Annotated in this window: 24 protein-coding genes; 16 read left to right on the top strand and 8 right to left on the bottom strand. The window is 48.0% G+C overall.

Features of this window, described 5'->3' with window-relative positions; genetic code table 11:
* Nucleotides 1–2: 2 nt before the first annotated feature.
* Nucleotides 3–1,715: a methyl-accepting chemotaxis protein gene (locus tag FMS18_RS03545; protein ID WP_163292376.1), complete on the bottom strand. Its 1,713-nt coding sequence runs from the start codon at nucleotides 1,713–1,715 to the stop codon at nucleotides 3–5.
* A 290-nt stretch (nucleotides 1,716–2,005) separates the two neighbouring features.
* Here FMS18_RS03545 and FMS18_RS03540 point away from each other — a divergent pair, with 290 nt between their 5' ends.
* From FMS18_RS03540 to FMS18_RS03470, 15 genes are all read left to right on the top strand, one after another.
* Complete coding sequence (locus tag FMS18_RS03540; RefSeq protein WP_163292375.1) at nucleotides 2,006–3,016, top strand: FecR domain-containing protein; 1,011 nt, start codon at nucleotides 2,006–2,008, stop codon at nucleotides 3,014–3,016.
* 202 nt (nucleotides 3,017–3,218) lie between these two features.
* Nucleotides 3,219–3,599, top strand: coding sequence for a rhodanese-like domain-containing protein (locus tag FMS18_RS03535; RefSeq protein WP_163292374.1), 381 nt, complete (start codon nucleotides 3,219–3,221; stop codon nucleotides 3,597–3,599).
* 2 nt (nucleotides 3,600–3,601) lie between these two features.
* Nucleotides 3,602–4,357, top strand: a complete 756-nt coding sequence (locus FMS18_RS03530) for a sulfite exporter TauE/SafE family protein (protein ID WP_163292373.1) — start codon at nucleotides 3,602–3,604, stop codon at nucleotides 4,355–4,357.
* Between the two features lie 159 nt (nucleotides 4,358–4,516).
* Nucleotides 4,517–4,726, top strand: a complete 210-nt coding sequence (locus tag FMS18_RS03525) for a hypothetical protein (protein ID WP_163292372.1) — start codon at nucleotides 4,517–4,519, stop codon at nucleotides 4,724–4,726.
* A complete protein-coding gene (locus FMS18_RS03520) occupies nucleotides 4,723–5,112 on the top strand; it encodes a holin family protein (protein ID WP_163292371.1) in 390 nt (129 codons plus the stop codon). Before FMS18_RS03525 ends, FMS18_RS03520 begins: the two co-directional genes overlap by 4 nt.
* Nucleotides 5,105–5,314, top strand: a complete 210-nt coding sequence (locus FMS18_RS03515) for a hypothetical protein (RefSeq protein WP_136673149.1) — start codon at nucleotides 5,105–5,107, stop codon at nucleotides 5,312–5,314. The genes FMS18_RS03520 and FMS18_RS03515 overlap by 8 nt, the downstream gene beginning before the upstream one ends.
* The gene (locus FMS18_RS03510; protein ID WP_163292370.1) at nucleotides 5,311–5,535 is read left to right on the top strand and encodes a hypothetical protein; all 225 of its coding nucleotides are present in this window, start codon (nucleotides 5,311–5,313) and stop codon (nucleotides 5,533–5,535) included. The genes FMS18_RS03515 and FMS18_RS03510 overlap by 4 nt, the downstream gene beginning before the upstream one ends.
* A 149-nt stretch (nucleotides 5,536–5,684) precedes the next feature.
* Entirely contained in the window at nucleotides 5,685–5,966 is a 282-nt protein-coding gene (locus FMS18_RS03505) for a hypothetical protein (RefSeq protein ID WP_163292369.1), read from the top strand.
* Nucleotides 5,935–7,476 carry a phage terminase large subunit gene (gene terL, locus FMS18_RS03500; protein WP_163292368.1) on the top strand — a complete coding sequence of 514 codons (1,542 nt, stop codon included), beginning with the start codon at nucleotides 5,935–5,937 and terminating at the stop codon, nucleotides 7,474–7,476. Before FMS18_RS03505 ends, terL begins: the two co-directional genes overlap by 32 nt.
* Nucleotides 7,476–8,066, top strand: a complete 591-nt coding sequence (locus FMS18_RS03495) for a GNAT family N-acetyltransferase (protein WP_163292367.1) — start codon at nucleotides 7,476–7,478, stop codon at nucleotides 8,064–8,066. Before terL ends, FMS18_RS03495 begins: the two co-directional genes overlap by 1 nt.
* A gap of 2 nt (nucleotides 8,067–8,068) precedes the next feature.
* Nucleotides 8,069–8,329, top strand: a complete 261-nt coding sequence (locus tag FMS18_RS03490) for a hypothetical protein (protein ID WP_163292366.1) — start codon at nucleotides 8,069–8,071, stop codon at nucleotides 8,327–8,329.
* 9 nt (nucleotides 8,330–8,338) lie between these two features.
* Nucleotides 8,339–8,818, top strand: coding sequence for an aminobutyrate aminotransferase (locus FMS18_RS03485; RefSeq protein ID WP_163292365.1), 480 nt, complete (start codon nucleotides 8,339–8,341; stop codon nucleotides 8,816–8,818).
* Nucleotides 8,815–8,928 (top strand): Com family DNA-binding transcriptional regulator, encoded by a 114-nt coding sequence (locus FMS18_RS03480; RefSeq protein WP_163292364.1) that lies wholly within the window; start codon nucleotides 8,815–8,817, stop codon nucleotides 8,926–8,928. Before FMS18_RS03485 ends, FMS18_RS03480 begins: the two co-directional genes overlap by 4 nt.
* Nucleotides 8,929–9,106: 178 nt before the next feature.
* Nucleotides 9,107–10,774, top strand: a complete 1,668-nt coding sequence (locus FMS18_RS03475; RefSeq protein ID WP_163292363.1) for a portal protein — start codon at nucleotides 9,107–9,109, stop codon at nucleotides 10,772–10,774.
* A 245-nt stretch (nucleotides 10,775–11,019) separates the two neighbouring features.
* A complete protein-coding gene (locus tag FMS18_RS03470) occupies nucleotides 11,020–11,706 on the top strand; it encodes a hypothetical protein (RefSeq protein ID WP_163292362.1) in 687 nt (228 codons plus the stop codon).
* Between the two features lie 9 nt (nucleotides 11,707–11,715).
* On the opposite strand, the gene FMS18_RS03465 is transcribed toward FMS18_RS03470, so the two are convergent.
* On the bottom strand, nucleotides 11,716–12,102 hold the full coding sequence (locus tag FMS18_RS03465; RefSeq protein WP_239060934.1) for a DUF4198 domain-containing protein: 387 nt from the start codon (nucleotides 12,100–12,102) through the stop codon (nucleotides 11,716–11,718).
* A 96-nt stretch (nucleotides 12,103–12,198) separates the two neighbouring features.
* The gene (locus tag FMS18_RS03460; protein WP_163292360.1) at nucleotides 12,199–12,978 is read right to left on the bottom strand and encodes a DUF4198 domain-containing protein; all 780 of its coding nucleotides are present in this window, start codon (nucleotides 12,976–12,978) and stop codon (nucleotides 12,199–12,201) included.
* Nucleotides 12,979–13,227: 249 nt separating this feature from the next.
* Between FMS18_RS03460 and FMS18_RS03455 the strand changes: the two genes are divergently transcribed.
* Nucleotides 13,228–14,310 (top strand): hypothetical protein, encoded by a 1,083-nt coding sequence (locus FMS18_RS03455; protein ID WP_163292359.1) that lies wholly within the window; start codon nucleotides 13,228–13,230, stop codon nucleotides 14,308–14,310.
* Between the two features lie 57 nt (nucleotides 14,311–14,367).
* Here FMS18_RS03455 and FMS18_RS03450 read toward each other — a convergent pair whose 3' ends face one another.
* The 5 genes from FMS18_RS03450 to FMS18_RS03430 form a co-directional block, all read right to left on the bottom strand.
* Nucleotides 14,368–14,532 (bottom strand): hypothetical protein, encoded by a 165-nt coding sequence (locus tag FMS18_RS03450; RefSeq protein ID WP_163292358.1) that lies wholly within the window; start codon nucleotides 14,530–14,532, stop codon nucleotides 14,368–14,370.
* A 79-nt stretch (nucleotides 14,533–14,611) separates the two neighbouring features.
* A complete protein-coding gene (locus FMS18_RS03445) occupies nucleotides 14,612–15,751 on the bottom strand; it encodes an ABC transporter permease (protein WP_163292357.1) in 1,140 nt (379 codons plus the stop codon).
* Nucleotides 15,748–16,662 carry an ABC transporter ATP-binding protein gene (locus FMS18_RS03440; RefSeq protein ID WP_163292356.1) on the bottom strand — a complete coding sequence of 305 codons (915 nt, stop codon included), beginning with the start codon at nucleotides 16,660–16,662 and terminating at the stop codon, nucleotides 15,748–15,750. Before FMS18_RS03440 ends, FMS18_RS03445 begins: the two co-directional genes overlap by 4 nt.
* Entirely contained in the window at nucleotides 16,655–17,689 is a 1,035-nt protein-coding gene (locus FMS18_RS03435; RefSeq protein WP_163292355.1) for an HlyD family secretion protein, read from the bottom strand. The genes FMS18_RS03440 and FMS18_RS03435 overlap by 8 nt, the downstream gene beginning before the upstream one ends.
* A gap of 2 nt (nucleotides 17,690–17,691) precedes the next feature.
* The gene (locus FMS18_RS03430; protein ID WP_163292354.1) at nucleotides 17,692–18,294 is read right to left on the bottom strand and encodes a TetR/AcrR family transcriptional regulator; all 603 of its coding nucleotides are present in this window, start codon (nucleotides 18,292–18,294) and stop codon (nucleotides 17,692–17,694) included.
* Nucleotides 18,295–18,354 lie beyond the last annotated feature (60 nt).

The raw sequence follows: 18,354 nt of genomic DNA, 5'->3' as shown, positions 1-18,354 counted from the left end.
TGCTATTTAGAGGCTGCCAGTTGTTGAACAACTGAGTTAAGCCTTTCAACGTTATCACTTATTTCCTGTAGAGCTTCGGTCGAGGTGTTCATGCCTTGAGCTGTCTCGGAGGCCACAGTGGAAACATCGCCCAGTGCGCGGTTAATCTCTTCGGATGTTGCAGATTGTTGCTCGCTGGCTGTGGCAATTGATTGGATAAGGCCGGCTGTTTCATCTACAATGTCTACTATTTCATCCATGAATTTTTTGGATTCAGAGGCTGCGTCAGTACTTTCAATAATATCTCCGGCAGCGAATTCAACGGCACTGATGTTTTCCTTGGCATTAGCCTGAATGCTGGAAATGGCTTCGCCTACTTCTTTTGTGGCATCCATTGTTTTTTCGGCCAGCTTGCGGACTTCGTCGGCAACAACTGCGAAACCGCGCCCAGCTTCGCCGGCACGGGCGGCTTCGATTGCGGCATTCAAGGCCAGCAGGTTTGTCTGGTCGGCTATGTCTGTGATTACATCCATAATGTGGCCGATGCTGTCAGCCTGTTGGCCTAGAGTATCCATGGTTTCTTTCAGGCCGGTTATCCGGTTCTGGATCTGATGGATGGAGGATACCGCTTTGGAGACTCCTTGAGCCCCAGTTTGAGCATTCTTACGTGACTGATCCGCGCTTTCTGCTGCGTTTGATGCGTTATGAGCCACTTCAAGCACGGTGCTGTTCATTTCTTCCATGGCGGTCGCTGTTTCGGTCAGTCGGTCACGTTGTACGTCGACTCCTCTGTTGACCTGCTCAACCTGCGCGGCCAGTTCGCCTAAAGATTCGAAAACTTCATTGGAAATATTACCTGCTTCTTCAGCTCCGCTTTCCATTGAAGAGAGCAGTTTTTCAACTTCTTCCTGCTTTTGTTGAACTTCGACGAGAGTTTGTTCAGCTTTAAGGGATGCGGCTTCAGCAAGCTCTCCTTTTTCTACAGCTTCGGCAATGGTTTTTGTGATTGTATTAACCATGTCGCTAATAGCATTTTTTAATTCCAGAAGTTCAGATTCGTAATCTCCTGAAATTTTGGCATCAAGTTTACCGCCTGCCACAGCCAGTGCGTAGTTTTTCAAACGTTCCAGTGGGCCGGATATTCTTTTGCGTAGCATGACCAGCACAGCCAATACGCAAATGACAGCAAGAATTGTAAAGCCAACTTGCATTAAAACCAGCATTCGCGTGTTGTTTTCAGCATTTTTTTGCAACATGACGACAGCTGCGTTCATCTCTTTCAAGAGGCTTAAACTCTTACCGGAAAGTGCATCAGGAGAAATCTGTTTTGATCCGTCGAGAATGCTTTCGACCATTTCGGAGTATTCATCCCATACGGAATCCACTTTTCTGAGTTGAGTTGCTACTGTTGTTTCCGGCTTGGGAATGGAGGCAGACGGCCCATTGACGTTAAGCGTTAATGGGGCTTGACCGGAATTAGCTAGTGCAGCCAGCGTTTTTGAAAATACCTGTTCTGTTTTGTGGATAAGTTTTCTGTGTTCTTCACTGCTGTCCAGCATGTAGAGCATTACTTCTTTAGAAATCTTCTGGGAGAGCATGCGCTGTCTGCCAGCAAGGTTTATTACGAGCCCGTCATCTTTCTGCTTGAAAGCAACATATGTAGTCCCGACAAACATACATAAAATTATTGCAAACATGCCTATAACGGACAGTGTAAGGCGATTTTTTAAGCTCATTAGTTTTCCTTATTTTGGTTTAGTTATGAGGTTCACTTGATAGTGCTTCTCATTCTTGTTTTAAGGTGTCATGAATTATACCTGAAAGCTATGATTATATTCAGGTTAAGTTGTTTTATGGTTGTCGTTGAAACCATTCTCAAGGGATTTTACGTCCGGATTGTTGGTAAGATGTAGGTATAGGTCTTTTGTCGTGCCTTTGAGCATAATTTTCGATATTATTAAGTTTCATGTGACGGTTTTTCTAGTTTACGGTTCTCTTCAATTTTTCCATAAAGGAGGAGATTCTGATGCGGCGTGCTCTGTTCTTTTCGTTAATTCTGCTGGTCTGGATAGTAGCTTCATCTACAGCATATGCTGCTTCACTTGAGATGCTGACCGGCACAGTGGAATTGCGTCGTTCCAATCAGGATTTTTTCGTCCGGGTCCAGATCGGTCAGGAAGTTCAGGTCGGGGATGTGTTGCGCACCGGGCCGGACGGCAAGGCCGTTCTGCGACTTGATGCCGGGTCAACCATGAGTTTTGGTGAGGACAGTGAATTTATGCTCGGCGGGGAAATCGAGGGTGTGAAACAGACTGTTATCGGCACTTTTTATCGCGGGGTGTTAAGGGCTTTGCTCAGTAAGCGTGAGGGGGCCGTTATTGCCACCCCTCGCACAAGAATAGGCATTCGGGGTACTGATATTTCTCTGACACAGAAAGGGAACGCAGGTTTTTATTTTCTGGATGAAGGGAGTGTCGGCGTCCAAGGAGAAGGCACTACTGCCATTCTTGATATCGGGCAGATGACCGCAACCTATGCTGGCCGCAAACCTCTGCCGGTTTTTTCATTTACCAAGTCGTCAGGGTTATCCCGAGCCCGTGACAGGTTGTCTCTGCTTACTTCGGTCGAGATTCCCCCGTCCTTGAAGGGGCAGGCGCAGCTCAATGAGATCCTTGCCCGCTGGATTATAAATTATGCGCATTACCTGGCTGATGCCGGAGAAGCTGGGGACGCGGAAACAGCATTGCTTATTGCTGAAGAACTCAGCTCCTGCCAGAATGTGAAAGGCGAAGTTTTGCTCCAGATCGGCGGATTGTATTTTTATCATCTGAATGATGTGCATGGGGCGTTGCGGTCCTACCGCAGGATTATTCGTGAATATCATAATACACCGTATTACGAAAATGCCCTCTACGGTGCTATCCGTTGCTTCATGCAGCTTGACCAGCGAGGGAAGGCCGCAGAGTACGCACGTCGTTATATGGAAATTTTCCCTGACGGAAAGCATGTGCAGGTGCTGGACTCATTGTTACGCTAGCTTCGGAGCAGAATTGATGAGGTTAATGAGTGGCAGTGAGACACCGCAATGCTCTATATATATGTTTTTCTTTCGATATCATCTTTTTGTTGTAAAATGATTTAGCCGCTTGACTTGTCCTCTATTTGGCAATATTACCAAATTCACGTTTCAAACTTGGCAATTTTGCCAAATAACCATATTCATACGATTGGAGTCTGAAATGAAAGCTCTTAACGATGCCGTTGCTGAGATGGATTTTGATTTCCTGAGTTCCGGTGAACATACTATGAGCGTTGAAGGTATGCGCAAGGCTCTTGGTAATGGACAGGATAACGTGGTTTTTCTTGATGTACGTTCTGATAAGGAGATGGAATATCTGGTGCTTCCTTTTGCCAAGCATATTCCGCTTAATGAGCTGCCTGCTCGCATGGAAGAGCTGCCTAAAGATAAGCTGGTGGTTGCTTATTGTACCTCAATTTTTCGTTCCGCCGTTGCTTATACCCTGCTGCGCGCACATGGTTTTGAGCAGGTCAAAGGCATGGCTGCTTCCATGGAAGATATGGTCAAAGCATTCAAACCCAGCCCGCTGGCCAACATGTAGCCATGGATATGTTGACTTTGGGCATTACCTTGGTTTCATTTTTGCTGAGCTTTTTTTTCGCGCTTGGCGGAGTGGGGTCGGCGGTGGTGCTTATTCCCACTCTGACGTGGATGGGAGTGCCTTTTGATCTGGCACGTCCTACCGGTCTTTTTGTTAATGCTGTCAGCATGATCGGGGCGACTTATTCTAATATTAAGGAGAAGCGCCTTGATTTTAAACTGGGTATCCCCATTGTGGTTGCCTCGGTGGTCATGGCTCCGCTGGGAGCTTGGATCGGGCACTTCCTGCCGTTAAAGTCTTTAATGATACTATTTATCTGTTTCCTGTGTTTTTCGGGGACAATGATGCTATTCTTCAAGACTTCCAAGTATAAAGACCAGTTTCGTGAGGACCGTCCGCTTGGCGGACCGTTTCTGGTGGGTGTTTTGGCAGGATTTATTTCCGGACTGCTCGGGGTTGGCGGCGGAGGTGTTATCTCCCCGCTCATGATTATGCAGGGATTTAATCCCAAAAAGGTAGCGACTGTAACCGCTTTTGCTGTGCCTTTTTCATCCATTACCGCTTTTGCGGCTTATGCCATGATGGGCTCGGTTTCCATTAAGCTACTGATCTTTGCCGGACTGGCTGCCTGGGGAGGCGGTTATCTTGGTACCAAGGTTATGCATGCTAAGATGAAGCCTGCTACAGTTAAGAAATTTCTCGGCGGGGTGCTTATCCTGCTGGGTATAAAACTACTATGGTCTGTTGTTTTGAATTAAAGTTTAAACATTAATTCCATAGGATTTGTACTTCCTCCTTGATTTCGGTCAGGGAGGATTTTTTTTGTCATTTTTTCACAAAAGTCCCACGGGCGGACCTGAGTCACCTACTTCAGGTCCGCCCTGCCAATTATCTTATAGTTATAGGAGGACGAAATAGTGAAAGAAATCAAGGCAGAAACACTTGCCGCGCTTTATCCGCTTGAGACGCGGCGAACAATCAAAAACTATGCATCTTTTATTGATGAGCATCCCGAATGGCTCGAATTCGGAAATTCCCTGCTCGATTACAAGAGGCAGAAAGTACGCCCAACTTATTCCAGCCCCGTACGTCGAGGAAGTAGCGGCGGAGTAGAGGTGGCAGAATGATCGGTTCAATCCTCGATCTTGGGTCGACCATCATCGACAAGATCTGGCCTGATGCCGGGGAGCGCGAAAAGGCGAAGCTGCGGCTCATGGAAATGCAGAATCGTGGCGAACTGGCAGACCTTGAATCGAGGGTCAAGATCATGCTGGCGGAGATGTCCGGCAACTGGTTGCAGCGTTCGTGGCGGCCGATTCTGATGCTGACCATTGTTGCCATCGTAGCTAACAACTACCTTCTTTATCCGTATCTTGCTTTGTTCTGGACCAAGGCTCCTCATCTGGAACTGCCTGCGCAGCTCTGGTCGCTTATGGAACTTGGGCTTGGAGGATACGTGGTCGGGCGCAGTGCTGAGAAGGTTGCAAAAACATGGAGGGAAAAAAATGGTTGAGGAAAGGAGTGAATTGCAGGATCTGCTCATCCGCATTGATGAACGGGTCAAGTCCATTCAGGAGGATATCTCGGAAATTAACGGGGCGCGTCGTTGCCACACCCATGCGGAGAAGTTCCGTAATTTGGAAAGGGCTGTCTGGGGAACTGCGGCTGTTGTTGCCGGGGTAGCAGGGCGAGTTGCTTACGAGGCTTTCAAATGACCGGGACAGCAATACTGGCTGAAGCCTCGGCATGGATTGGCGGGATGTTTGACGGAGATCGCTGTGAACGATGCGGACGTACAGATGTACTGGAGCCGTTTAAAATCGAGATTCACTTTGGTAAACGCAAGATGGTTCGCGAAGCCCGGCTCTGCCGTAAGTGCATGAATCGGGCGAGAGCTGAAATTTCCTGCCTGCCGGAAACAAAATGGGTTCACTAGCAAAAATGATGAATTTAGCTCGCCAGAGCAAAAGGAATCCTGACCCAACTAATAGGGATTCCAAAGGGGATTATCCCCTTTGGCCGCCGGAGGCGAAATCATCTGACAAAGCGCGCAGCGCATCAAATTAAATATTTTTTGGAGAAAAAATGACAAAAAGTGAAGTCATTAAAAAACAGAAAGAGGAGCTGGACCGGTTCCGGGAGGTGTTCGCACTGGCAGTAGAGGGCAATGATTCTGACATGGTCAAAGACCTGAAAGCCAAGCTCGACATCATGCACAAAAGGCACGACATGGAACGCAAAGCATGGGGCATCACAGACACTAAAAAGGAGGGTACAGCGGCAAAAGGTGCGAAGAAAAGCCGTGCTATCAGCCCGGAACTGAGGGAGAAACTTGATGAAGTTTACGGATCTGGACAGCGCAAATAAATGGTACGCCCAAATTCTGCGTGAAGCGGAGCAGCATAAGCAGCCCTTGCTGATTATGGCAGAATTGGGCCGCAATGATCTTTTCTTTTTGCTGACCCGGTTGCTGGGCCGTGCTGACGCTAATAACGAATGGGTATTTGAACGTTGCCGCGAAGTGCAGGCCAACCCGGATGGACATCTCGATCTCTGGTCTCGTGAGCATTACAAATCGACCATCATTACTTTCGCGTTGACCATACAGGATATTTTGCGTGACCCGGAAGTTACCGTAGGAATTTTCAGCCACACCCGGCCTGTTGCCAAGGGATTTCTGCGTCAGATCAAGCAGGAATTTGAACGTAACGAGCTGCTCAAGCAGTGCTACCCGGATGTGCTCTGGGCTAATCCCAAAAAGGATTCCCCCAAATGGTCTGAAGAGGATGGGATTATCGTCAAACGTAAATCAAATCCCAAAGAAGCCACGGTAGAAGCTTGGGGACTGGTGGACGGACAGCCCACGGGCAAACATTTCTCCCGGCTTATCTATGATGATGTGGTGACCCGCGAGTCGGTTTCCTCGCCGGATATGATTTTTAAGACCACTGAGGCATGGGCATTGTCCATCAACCTCGGTACCCGTGAGGGCATCAAGCGGTACATCGGGACCCGTTATCACTTTAACGATACTTATCGGGAAATGATGAAGCGTGAGGCTGCAATTCCCCGTGTTTATCCGGCTACTGCGGATGGTACTATGGACGGTGAACCTATGCTTTTGACCCGTGAGCAATTGCAGACAAAGCGGCGGGAAATGGGACCTTATGTGTTCGGCTGCCAGATGATGCAGGACCCGCGCGCGGATGACGTGCAGGGTTTCCGTGAGGAATGGCTTTGCCGTTGGGACCCGCGTGACCGCAGCGGCAAAACGCGCTGGCAGCAGTTCAACCGTTATTTGCTGGTGGACCCGGCCAGTGAGAAAAAATCCGGCAGCGATTATACGGTCATGCTGGTTATCGGGCTGGGGCCGGACTGCAACTATTATCTCATTGACGGTATTCGTGACCGTTTGAATCTTACTGAGCGGGCACGGGCATTGTTCCGGTTGCATCGTGCTTATAGCCCGCTGGCTGTGGGTTATGAAAAGTACGGGCAGCAGGCCGATGTGGAGCACATGCAATATGTCATGAATGAGCAGAATTACCGTTTTTCTATTGATCCGCTGGGGGGAAACGTACCCAAGACGGACCGCATCCGCAAACTGGTTCCTCTATTTGAACAGGGGCGGTTCTACCTGCCATGGCAGGCCCGGTTCATGGATCATCAAGGCCGTGAGCGCGATCTTGTGCGTGAATTTATCGATGATGAATATCTTGCTTTTCCCGTTTCTGCTCATGATGACATGCTCGATTGCATGGCCCGTATTCTGGACCCCGCACTGGGTACTGTCTTTCCTAAGCAGCAGCACGTGCTGGAGCAGCAGGAAGAGATGCAGGGTCTTATGGATTACGACATTTTTACAGGAGCGGGCTGATGTACGGATTTGAAGTGGACGGAGGTTTTACCTTTTATAAATTCAGAAACTTTGACGGCAGTGAGTCACTTACCGACGGGCATTTACGCTGGTTCTGGGAAATCATGGGTAAGGCCGGACAACTTCCGGTAATTTTTTATGACGGAACAATTGAATCATTTTGTGATTTTCGAAAGCTGGTGCGTCGCGAAGATCAGCATTTCTTTTTCGGATTTAAGGATCAGCAACCCGCAGGATTGTTCTGGCTGAATGGTTTTAGTCCGAAATCGTGCTTTGTGCATATTGCTATTATGCCCGGATTTCACGGTAAAGGAACTTTGCAGATGGGGCGCGGGGTACTGCGTCATCTATTGTCAGCAACTGACGTAGTGGGCGAATATATATTCGACTGTATAAAGGGGTTGATACCCATGATTAATCAGCTGGCCTGCCGCATGGCGGAAAGGTCCGGTTTCAGGAGAGCGGGAATTCTTCCGCAGGCTGCCTATCTGGCAGCTGAAGACAAAAGCGTTGATGCCGCAATTTTTTGTGCGGTCAGGAATAATGAGGGCAACGTGCCCGTCACACAAATTTCTAAACAAGGAGAATGATTATGGGAGGCGGAGGAGGAAAAGCACCTTCATCACCAGTTTCACCGCCACCGGCACCCCCGGTGGCCCCGGCACCTGAACCACCTAAGATGGACGCCATCAATAAGAGCGAAGAGGAGCTGAAGGCTAAGAGAATGCGCGAGATGGAGCGTATGAAAAAAGGGCGCAGCGCAACTGTATTGACCGGTGGTCAGGGTGATATCGGGCAGCTGACAACGGCTACTCAGAGTTTACAGGCCCAAAAGACCAAATTAGGCCAGTAGGGGAGAATTATGTCTAATTATTACAGGCCTGATTTGCCTGCGGCTGAGAAGGGACAGTCACATGTCTGGTTCAATAACGGTTCGCCCGGTTTTAACGGTTATTTCAAGTGGCACAGCTACACCTACGGCACCAATCCTTCATCTACTAAGCAGGGACTTAATGCCCCGTCGGATTGGAGCGTCCCAGAAGATTGGACTTTTTCTGATAAGACCGGGCATTGGTATACGCCTGGTGAAATGCAGAATGCCGGATACAACAAAATTGACGGTGAATGGTTGCATCCCAATGACGTCCGTCAGCAGGAAGTGGACCGTCAGAATGCCGAGTTTGATATCAAAGTTGCCCGGCGTAAGGAAACCGAAGGGCGTATGCGCAAGGTGCATGCGCTAGGCAGGAGGAAAACCATTCTCACCAGCCCGGACGGGGTGGCAGGTAAGGCTAAGATTAATAAAGAAATTTTAACCCGTTCCAAAGGAGTAATGCAATGAGTGAGCACCGTTGTCCGGTCTGCCGCAGACTTTTGATGAAAGGTAAAGTTGTTGAAGTGCAGGTTAAGTGCCCCAAGTGTAAAAAGATAGTACGTATTGTAGGGGAGTAAGAAGCCCAAAAATTTAATAGTTTTTATCTGGGGCAGCTTGAAAAGTTGTACTGATTTTATATGAAAATAGGGTCTTAGTTAATTGAGCGAAGCTTACTAAAAAGTTTGGAAGGGGGAGTCCAGAGGGGGAAACTTTTTTCAAAAGTTYCCCCCTCTGGCCCTCGGAGAGATTTAAAATATGAGACATATTGAAAATAATAAATATTTGCAGCGATTGCAGTCTTTGCGTCAGGAACGCAACAGCTGGGAATCGCATTGGCAGGAGATCAGTGATTATATCCTGCCCCGTAAGGGAATTTATGACGGACATCGCCCTAATGACGGGCGTGTGAGGTCCGGCAAGATTATTGATTCCACAGCTACAAGGTCCTTACGTGTCTTAGCTGCCGGCTTACAGGGCGGGCTGACTTCCCCGGCAAGGCCGTGGTTCAGGCTGGGCATTTCCGATCGCGATCTTGCACGGCATAAGTCGGTGCGCGAATGGGTCTCCAAGGTTGAAAACATCATGTATCGCGCATTGGCCCGCAGTAACTTTTATTCCTGTATTCATTCGCTTTATACGGAGCTTGCAGGGTTCGGCACCGGGATTTTGTATTGTGAGCCGGATGATGAGCGTGGAATCCGTTTCCGTACCCTGACTGCCGGGGAATACTGCCTTGCCACGGACGCGCAAGGGCGGGTTGATACGGTCTACCGTGAGTTCAAAATGACAGCCCGCCAGCTTGAAAAACGTTTCGGCAAGCAGAATCTACCGGCTACAGTGCACACCAGCCTGAATGTGAACCGGGACCATTGGTTTGACGTGTTGCATGTTGTCCAGCCGCGTGATGAGTTTGATGTGGAGCGCATGGATGCCATGAACATGCCTTTTGAATCCGTATTCCTGCTCAATGGCAGAGGCGGACACGTGCTTTCTGAAAGTGGTTTTATGGAGAATCCGTACATGGCTCCGCGCTGGGATACTGCTGCTATGGATGTGTATGGGCGTTCCCCGGCCATGGATGTACTGGCTGATGTGAAGATGCTTATGGAAATGAGCAAAAGTCAGATTCAGGCCGTGCACTTGACCTTGCGCCCGCCCATGAAGGTGCCTTCCATGTATTCAAGGCGGCTGAACCTGCTGCCCGGAGGACAGAACCCGGTGGAACAGAACCAGCAGGATTCGGTATCTCCGCTTTATCAGGTCCGCCCTGATCTGGCCGGGGTCAGCAATAAAATTCAGGATGTACGTACTGCTGTAAGGGAGGGCTTTTACAACGATATTTTTATGATGATGGCCGGGTCTAATCGTAAGACCATCACTGCCGCAGAGGTTGCCGAGCGGCATGAGGAAAAGCTGATCCAGCTCGGACCGGTAATCGAGAGGCAGCATACAGAACTGCTTGATCCGCTTATCGACAGGGTATTCGGTCTTCTGATGCGTTCCGGGCAGCTGCCGGAAGCTCCCTCGATTCTTGAAGGGGCAGATATTAAGATCGACTATATTTCAGTGCTGGCACAGGCCCAGAAAATGGTCGGCACCCAATCGATCCAGTCGCTGGCTCAGTTTGTGGGTAATCTGGCTCGAGCCAATCCTGAAGTGCTGGATAAGGTGGACATGGACCGGGCCGTGGATGATTACGCGGATCTTATCGGCGTGCCGAGCGGTATTGTGCGTTCCGGTGATGAAGTGGAGAAGTTCAGGGGTATGCGCAGGGATATGGCTATGAAACAACAGCAATTGCAGCAGAATTTACAGGCTGCTTCCATGGGGTCGGGAATAATTAAGGATCTTTCACAGTCAGGTTTGAACCCCGTTCAGATGCAGGGCGTGGTCAATCAGGCGGGGCAGATGATGCAATCGTAAATTTTAAAGGCGGAGTCGTTAAGGCTCCGCCTTTTTTGGGTTGCTTACGTTACCTAAAGAAATATTGGACTTTTTTTTGAGAATTGTGCTTTGAGTTGAAAAGTAAATTGTGAATCCGGGAATTATAATTGATTAGATTAAATGTGTCGGAGCTATTGATCTGCTTGACTTTTTTGGGTTATTTATGTTTTTAAAGTAGAGCGAGGGTGTCTGTTCTTATTTTTTGATCGAAAGGAAAATTTTGCATGCTGGTTTTAACCGATTTAACGAGATTTAATGATAGCGATAATGTTTGCATGGCCTTGCTGGATGAGGACGACTGCACTTGTTACCGTCCGTTACCCTATGAAAATCTGGATTTCGTAGAATTCAGGGATATCCGTCCGGGGATCATAGTTTCCGCCGACATTATACCTCATGAAGATGCAGATTCTCCTCATGTGGAGGATTGTACTTTTGAAAATGATGTCTGGCTTGATTGCGTTGACGAGGAAACTTTTAAGGATCTGCTTGAGCGCAGTGCGGTTGATTCCATCAGTGAAGCTTTCGATGGCATAATTACCTCCAAGAACAGATGTGTGCCTGCTGAATCCCCTTGTGCCCATTCCATAAGGACCATACGGGTCAATCCTAAGTCGGTCAGTATTGCTGTTGTTGATTCAGGCGATGATATAAAGCTGCGTCTCGGTTTTACAGATAAAGGCGGGGAAAAATTCCGTCACACGCCCATTGCTGATTTGTGTTTTCATCGAATGGCAATGGAATATGTGCAGCAGGATCGGCTTGATGAGTTGGAAGCCCTGCTCGCCGGAGGGGAGGAAGTGTACATCCGTGCCGGACTGAGCAGGTTGTACAAAAGCAAAAATGGCAAACAGGGCTTCTGGATGCAGGCTAACGGGGTGTACATTTTCCCCGGTTATTATTCTGGTTAGCCGTCAATTTTATTTTATCGCCGTAGCCTTCCGTCTTGCCCGGAGGTAGGTAACTGCAAGACAGAGGTTGAAAATCAGGCTGATTCCCAGCAAAGCCCTGATCTCAATGGATCCCTGCAATGGGGCTTCTTTTTCATGGGTTGCAAGTTCATTTTTATCTGATTCGGCGACTTCCACATCAAACATAAGTTTGTGGCCCAGTCCGCCGTCAACTTCCACTTTCCATATTCCGGCGCGGTCAGGCAGGAAGGAGAAAACTCCGTTCTTGTCAGTGCGTCCGTTCTGGAATTCCACTTCAGTATTCTCAGGCGCGTAGATGAGCACCTCTCCGTAGGCAATGGGGTCCCCGGATGAGAATCCGGATTTAAATGTCACAGCCGGTGAGGTTTCGACCATTTCATAAGCAACCCCATGTGCCCAAACTACACTGCCGAAGCATAAGAACCCGGCCGCGATGAAAATCACGGCCGGGATGATTTTTTTATACAGCATTTATTTTACTTCAAAGACCAGCACAGCACGCATTACGTGGCTATCGTAATCCGCAGTAGCTTGATCGTTTTTATACTGCGCGCGGACCATCCATGTTCCGGGAGCAGTAATTTTAACTTTTGCAAGGCCGTTACCGTAAGGCTCGGTAAAATAGGCGTAGGTGTTGGGATTCATGCTGAATCCGTCGTAAGTGGCGGTCATGCTTTCAATAGAAACGGGTTTGCCGTCCAGCAGGGTCTGGAATTCAATTTCATCACCGACTTTAGCCAGAGTGGGGTCGCTCATGGGCATGATCTCAAGCTTGTGGCCTACTGCTTTTTTGTAGCTGCCGTCTGCTTTGCCCACAGTAATCAGAGTCTTACAGAATTTTTCGTATTTCCCGCTTCTGATAACTCCCTTTAATCCTTTCTTGGACTGCTGTTTCCAACCTTGGGTGGTCTGGGTCCAGATCATACCGTTACGGTGTCCGGCAATGATGGCGGTACCTTCAGCTTCAGGTTTTACCTGACCGTCCAAAGTCATGAGCATTTCATTTTCAGTAAGTTTGACCGGAGTGGATTTGCCGTTCTGGATGAAATTCATTTCAACCTGATTAATCGGCTCCATCTCTTCACTGATCATAAATACATGCGCAGAGACAACGCTGAAAGGCACAACATGTCCTTTCTCAGCAGTCAGCTGTACGGGTTTAACGATGAATTCATGGGCAAATGCGGTTGAGCAGCACAGAACCGCGAGCAGACAGGACAGTACGAATGTGGTTGGTTTAATGAATTTCATAACAAACTCCGTTTAAAGATTGTAGATTGATTGTGTTTATGTGCTACGGATTTTAAAAATGTATGTCAATATTAAAATTAAATTTGGGAGGGTGTTGGATTGCGGGCGTAAAAAAAGCCCTCACGGGGAGTGAGGGCTGGATGTGTGATTGATTTAGCTTGGGGATTGTAATGCGGTTTCAGCTAAAGCTTGTCTTGTTTATTATAAGGTTGTATTTGTTCTGCTGCATAAAATATTTGGAGGTTGGAGATGAGTGAGACGCAGTTGAAGTTGTTTTCTGTTCCTGAGAATAAAGAGCTCATTAAAAGAGTAAGAGACTCTTTGGATATTGAGTCTCCTGACTTGAATGTTTTTGCCAAATCGAGAAATTCGTATCTTATAAATCTATTAAATGAAATATACGAGTCAAGCGAAGCGTGGGATGAATTATGCCAAGTTAACATTGAGTATATTGGTCGCCATTTTGAGCGTAATGTTAAACGGCCAATAAATAAATCTGAATTGGATTTACTATACAGCTACTTTTTGCGGTTTGCCTGTGAATTCTATTTGTCTGCTGCTGGATTGAATCATCCTGTGTATGAATTTATTGCATTTGCAAAGAAAGAGTTAGGTTCATTTGATGAGAGTGAACAGGATTCAATAGAATATGCAATTTCATTCACGCCAATAATGGTGACCAAGCGGATTATTAGTGGTCATGAGCTTCAGCATATTTTTCAATTTGAAGAAGTTACTAAGCATGCTGAGAATTTAAAAGAAACTTGGGATAAGGAGATTAAAGATAAGCAAGATAAAGTTAATTTATTGCAGACCGCTCTTGAAAAACAAAAAACAGGTTATAATTTTGTAGGCCTTCATAAAGGGTTTAACCAGCTGTCTACAGAAAAAGATAAAGAGAAAAAATGGAGTTTTAGATGGGTTTTGCTACTGGGTGTAGCCATTTTAGCACTTATTGGATTTGAATTTTACTATGCGTCTACCCGGATTGAAGTTACATCTCTTGGGACTGTTGCAACAAATAATTATTTTCGGTTAATTCCAATGTTTTCCGGTGTAATTGTTCTTTTATATTTTTTCCGCATAGCCTTGATCAACTACAAGTCTGTGAAATCCCAAATCTTACAAATTGAGTTAAGAAAAACCTTGTGTCAGTTTATTCAGAACTATTCGGATTATTCAAAAGAGATTAAGGCAAAAGACAAAGAAGCCTTGGCAAAATTTGAAAATATTATTTTTTCAGGAATTGTAGCTGATGAAGGGAATATTCCATCTACGTTTGATGGACTCGATCAGCTTACGAAGCTGGCTAAAACGATTAAATCGAAATAGGCAAAATTAATCCCTCCTAGCTATAGTTCGGAGGGATTCTTTATTTGATTTTAACACCTAATCCACGAATACACTTTTTGCTTCTTCATGCGAAACAACTTCCCCATTTTCAACGGCATTAATGCCTTCTTGAATTTGCTTGGCGAACCATGTTTCATAAGTTGAGCGATTGTCGATTTCTGCGGGTGCAGTGGGTTGTGTGTTTTGAGGTGTGCTGGGCATTTTGATCTCCCTTTGATTTTTTAAAAATACACTGCCTTTATCAACCGGGCAAGCCAATAGTTCTGCCTTAAAATCCCCCCTAATCCAAAGTCTGCCGATACCTCTTCAACCCTACGATAATTACGATCAGCCAGAAAACCACGATGGGCCATAGGTGGTATAGGGATTCTTCCCAGCCTGTTCCTTTGAGCAGAACCCCGCGCACAAGGCGCAGGTAGTGGGTCAGCGGTAGGATTGAACCGAGGTTTTGCGCCCAGTCCGGCATGCCCCGGAAGGGGAACATGAAGCCGGAGAGCAGCAGGGATGGCAGAAAGAAGAATATGGACATTTGTACGGCTTGCAGCTGGTTGCGGGCCACAGTGGAGATGGTTACCCCTACGGTGAGGTTCGCGGCGATAAATATTGCTGAATAGGTGAATACAATCAGCGGATTACCGTTGATGGGGACGTGGAATACAAAGATGGATGCTGCCATGATCAACATCATCTGGATATAACCGACCATGACGTAAGGGATGATCTTGCCCATCATTACTTCCAGCGGACGGACTGGGGTGGTCAGCAGGTTTTCCATGGTTCCGCGTTCGGTCTCGCGGGTGATTGCCAGTGAGGTGATCATAACCAATGTAAGGGTCAGGATTACGCCCATCAGGCCGGGGACGATGTTGTACTGGCTGATGGCTTCGGGGTTGTAATCGGCGTGGATGCGCAGGTCCACTGTGCTTTCTTCGGGTAGCATATAGCTGAGCGAGCCTTTGAGATCACGCGCCATGGCCCGGTTTATGATTTCACGCATGGAATTAACCGCATTGCCCGTTGCCATGGGGTCTGTAGCATCTGCCTCCAGAAGCAGCACCGGGCGTTCCCCGCGCTCAATATCCAGCCCGAACTGTTGAGGAATGGTCAGCACGAACTGCACTTCGCCAAGCTCCAGCAGCCGTTTGGCCTCGGCCCGAGAATTAATGAAACGGTCTACATTAAAATATGTACTGGCCTGCATCCCGGCAACGATTGACCGTGAATAGCGGGAATTATCCCCGGAAAGAACGGCAAGGGGCAGGTGGCGCGGGTCGGAGTTGATGGCGAATCCAAAGAGGATGATCTGAATCAGCGGGATTCCGATCATCATGGCGAAGGTTAACCTGTCGCGGCGCATCTGGATGAATTCTTTGCCAGCCATAGCCATGAATCTTTTGAATGAGAATAGTCGTAAACTCATGGGTTTTTCCCCTGCATCAGATCGATGAATACTTCTTCAAGGCTTGTTTCACACTGTTCAAATTTGTTGTCAGATCCGGCATGGGTGCGGATTCCTTTTTCGATCAATACGTTGTCGCGTCCGCTGATATGCAGGGTGTTCCCGAAGGCCACAACCTGATCAATGCCGTCGCTGGCTCGCAGCTTCGGAGTTAATTCATTTAAATTCGGTCCGCTGAGGGTCCATGTGTGCAGGCCGGAATTTTGAACCAGTTCATCAAGTGTGCCTTTTGCCAGCAGATCGCCATAAGCGATGTAAGCAAGTCGATGGCAGCGTTCAGCTTCATCCATATAATGGGTAGATATGAGCGCGGTGATGCCTTGCGCGGCAAGGTTATGCACCTCGTCCCAGAAATCGCGGCGTGCAGACGGATCAACCCCGGCAGTGGGTTCGTCCAGAAGCAGAAGCTGAGGATTGTGCAGGGTGCATCCGGTCAGGGCCAAGCGTTGCTTCCAGCCCCCGGAGAGTGATCCGGCTAATTGGTTGGTGAATCTGCCCATGTTCATGCGCTCGATGGCGTCATTTATCAGTTCTTTGCGGTTGGGAAGTTGATAAGCACGGGCAAGGAAATCTAGGTTTTCTTTTACGGTCAGGTCACCGTAAAGACTGAATTTCTGGGCCATGTAGCCCACTTTGGGCTTGATAAATTCAGCCTCGTTGATGATGTCATAACCAAGGCAGGTACCGGATCCTGAATCCGGGCGCAGCAGCCCGCAGAGCATACGGATGAAGGTGGTTTTCCCGGATCCGTTGGGTCCGAGAAATCCGAAAATTTCACCCTTACGGACCTGCATATCCAGCCCCTTAACCACGGTTTTGGGGCCGAAGGATTTGGTCACACCGGATACGTCTATGACAGTTTGATCAGTCATCGCTGCTCCGAAAGTAACTTTTGATGCGTGTGAGGAAGCCGTTTTCAAGTACAAAACCCTGCTCTGTCCTGCTCACATCCACGGGCTGTCCGGGCTTGAAGAGTAGTGCTTTGTCCGCTGCCGGAATGGCTTCCAGCATGAAGACCAGTTTGGCGCGGCTTTGGCTGGAGTAGATGACCGGGGGCGTGTATTCAGCCTGCGGTGAAATGTAGGTCAGAATTACCGGGATCGGTTCTGTCAGTCCGTCGTAATTTACGAGCAGTTTTTCGTTAATTTTAAATCCGCCCACAATTTGTTCCGGTACGTAAAAGCGTACCTTGCGGTTTTCCGGGGGCAGGATGGAGATGATCGGTTTCCCGGCGGCAATCCACTCGCCTCGGTAGCGAATAGTATCGAAAACCAGCCCGGAGCGTGGCGCAGATTGTGCTTTTTGATCGTAATTCCAGCGGGCCTGTTCAAGTTTGGCCTGAGCTGCTCTTACCGATGATTCTGCCGCACTGATTTCGTCACTGCGTGAACCGAGTGTTGCGGTCTTGAGTTCAGATTTAATTTCCTTCACCAGTTGAATGGCCTGTTCGTAATCAGTGCGGGCTTGGTCTCGTTCTTCTTCGGAGATAGTTCTGGAGCTGTAAAGATCTGCTCTGCGTTTGTATTCTGTTGCGGCCAGCTTTTCCGCTGCTACGGCTTTCCTCAGTCGCGCTTTAATGGAGGCTATTTCGGAAGGTCTTCTTCCTTTGCGTTTGTCCGCAAGGTCACTGATGATTTTATCCAGATTTTCTTCAGCTTCATCTACTCCGGCCTTTTCGAATTCCCGTTCAAGGGTGAATAACGGTTGTCCGGCTACAACAGTCTGTCCTTTACGCACGCTGACTTCATCCAGCTGTCCGCTTAAGGGGGATGAAACGTAAACGAACTCACCTTCCACATAGCCCTGCCAGAGTTTAGATTCAGTCTCATTGCAGGAACAGAGCAGGGTGGAGAGCAGTAAAATCAGGGTAATCTGTGATAAGTTCAGGCCGGACTTCATAATCAGTTCTCCTTTTTCACAGCAATGGTTTCTTCAAATAATTGCAGGTTGCGTTTGACTTGTTCGCGTGGATCGAATTCACCGCTGGAAATATGAAAGAGGAAGGAGGGCGGAACTACGGTTCCCAGTAGCATGAATACAATATCCGCCGGGTCAAGGTCTTTGCGGATTTGTCCCAGTTCCTGACCCTTGGCTGCAATGTCTGCGGCTGCGGCGCGGTATTCTGTGAGCAGGGAATAGAGTGCTTTGCGGCGGATTGAGTTTTTTCCCAACGCAGCTTCAGAAAAGAGCAGGCGCGGGATGCCGGGATGGCTGTACAGTAATTCTGCATGGCGCAGCCCCAGTTGTCTGAGCACATCAAGGGGAGTCTCGCCTTCGTCCATGGCAGTTTTGGCATTGTCGATGAGTTTTTTGCGGATAAGCTCGCGTACGCCATCGAAAATTTCGTCCTTGTTTTTGTAATGACGGTAAAGGGCGGCAGGTACAATGCCGCAGGCCTTGGCAACATTGCTCACCGTAATGGCGGAAACTCCCTTAGCTGCAAGCTTCAGGGCTTCTTCTGCTATCTGTTCGCGCCTGGATAGGCGGTCCATTCTTTTGCTCAATTTGATTCTCCAAGTTTGTGAATGTGAATTCACTTTAACTTTCTAAAAAAGTCTATGTCA

The organism is Desulfovibrio sp. JC022, assembly GCF_010470665.1.
In the GTDB taxonomy this organism is placed as follows: domain Bacteria; phylum Desulfobacterota; class Desulfovibrionia; order Desulfovibrionales; family Desulfovibrionaceae; genus Maridesulfovibrio.
Note: the sequence above shows the minus strand (reverse complement) of the source record. Positions and strands in the feature narration are given on the sequence as shown.